Source organism: Idiomarina sp. UBA4206 (genome assembly GCF_002383015.1).
Taxonomy (GTDB): Bacteria; Pseudomonadota; Gammaproteobacteria; order Enterobacterales; family Alteromonadaceae; genus Idiomarina; species Idiomarina abyssalis.
The window spans coordinates 2,779-4,702 of record NZ_DFTS01000074.1 but is presented as its reverse complement, the minus strand read 5'-3'; the positions used below and the strand labels follow the sequence as shown (position 1 = coordinate 4,702).

Sequence of the window (1,924 nt, the reverse complement as noted above, 5' to 3'; positions counted from 1 at the left end):
CTTAACCCTAAAGCGAATAATAACCCGACCAACCAATATCTAAACATAGCCATGCTCCGCCAATTTCGCTTGTACCGCAGGCTGCGGCTCTTCCAATGCCTGCAGCCAGATGGCATCGCAAATTTCAGAGTAAAACAATAACCAGTGGCGCTGGTTTATACTTAAGCGCCAGCAAAACTGATCTGCCGCTTGTTCTCTTTCACGAACAGTGGCTCCAATACGCTCACAAAGCTCATCAACCCAAAGCTCAAGCTCGGCTTCCGGTGGTGTACTTTTTAACGTAATGACATTGTCTTCCATTGCTGTTTATTACCCGTTAAATAATTGTCGCTCGCTGGCTCCGGACAGAAAGGCTTCCACGGCGTGCATAAAGTCATCACCATAACGTGCCAGTTTCACTTCCCCAACACCATTGATTTCTAACATATCTTTGGCTGTTGTGGGATAGTGCACACACATTTCAACTAATGCTGCATCGCTAAAGACAACGAATGGTGGCACTTGGTCACGGTCGGCAATGTCTTTACGTAATTTACGTAAACGCCGGAACAATATTTTATTATAGTCGCCACGGTCGGTAATACGGGTTTTGGTAGCGGTTAATTCGATTCTCGGCTTGGCCAGTTCCAACGGAACTTCGCCCTTTAACACCGGACGCGCTGCGTCAGTAAGCTGAAGCGCCGCAAAACGGCGTATATCCTGCAGAATAAGCCCTCGATGAATCAACTGTCTTAACACCGAGATCCAGTGCTCCTGTGTTTCCGATTTGCCCAGGCCTTAGGTACTGAGCTGGTCGTGTCCAAGCTCGATAACCCGTTGCGCTTTTGAGCCGCGTAAAACCTCAACCACATGGTTAATACCAAACTGTTGGCCTACCCGGTACACGCAGCTCAGCGCCTTTTGGGCATCTTCCAGACCGTCATAGCGTTGCGGCGGATCCAGGCACAAGTCACAGTTTCCGCATTCTTTATCGGAGTATTCATTAAAATAATTCAGCACCACCAGGCGTCGACAGGTCTGGGCTTCTGCCATGGCTTGCATTGCTGAAAACTTTTGCGCCTCAACCAGGCGTCGCTGCTCATTTTCCTGCTCTTCTATCATCCGCCGTATCCACTGCGCGTCACGTGGGTCATAAAGCATAAGCGCTTCTGCCGGCAGGCCGTCGCGACCGGCACGCCCGGTTTCCTGATAGTAAGACTCCACACTACGTGGAATATCAAAATGAATAACAAAGCGAATGTTCGGCTTATTAATACCCATGCCAAAGGCCACTGTTGCCACAACAACGTCTATGTCGTCACGCAGAAACTGCCGCAGGGTACTTTCCTTTATTTGATGCTCAATACCGGCATGGTAGGGCGCAGCGCGCACGCCAGCTTGTTGAAGACTTTCAGACAGCTCTTCGGTTTTCTTGCGGCTACCGCAATAAATAATACCGGCGGCGCCTTTTTGCTTTTTAACGTAGTCACGAACCTGCTTCAGCGGCTTGTACTTTTCCTGTACCACGTAACGAATGTTGGGGCGGTCAAATGAACTGCGGTGCACCAAAGGTTCGCGCAAACACAGTCGTTCAATAATGTCGTGCTGGGTGGCCGAGTCGGCAGTTGCCGTTAATGCCATAAAAGGCACACTGGGTAAATAATTACGCAGCACCCCGAGTTTGCCGTATTCAGGCCGGAAGTCGTGCCCCCACTGGCTGATACAGTGCGCTTCGTCCACCGCAATAAAGTTCAGCTTTAAGGTTTGCAGGCGTTCAATAAAGGTTGGTTGTAAAACCCGCTCTGGGCTTACATAAAGCAGCTTAATGTCACCGCTCTGAAGCCCTTGCATGGTTGCCATAGACTCTTGCGATGACACCCCGGAATGCAGCGTCGCCGCTGAAATATCCAGAGCTTTAAGTGCCTCGACCTGATCCTGCATTAGC

1 protein-coding gene and 1 pseudogene are annotated in these 1,924 nt (G+C 50.1%); both read right to left on the bottom strand.

The features are described from left to right. Positions 1–39: 39 nt before the first annotated feature. Positions 40–300, bottom strand: coding sequence for a DUF3630 family protein (locus B3180_RS14670; protein WP_199494852.1), 261 nt, complete (start codon positions 298–300; stop codon positions 40–42). Positions 301–309: 9 nt separating this feature from the next. Then, a pseudogene (gene recQ / locus B3180_RS14660) lies at positions 310–1,924 on the bottom strand (DNA helicase RecQ); the annotation flags it as partial.

What these genes read in the sequence shown, in the direction of transcription:
- B3180_RS14670 (WP_199494852.1), bottom strand. Translation starts at nt 300, where the DNA reads ATGGAAGACAATGTCATTACGTTAAAAAGTACACCACCGGAAGCCGAG.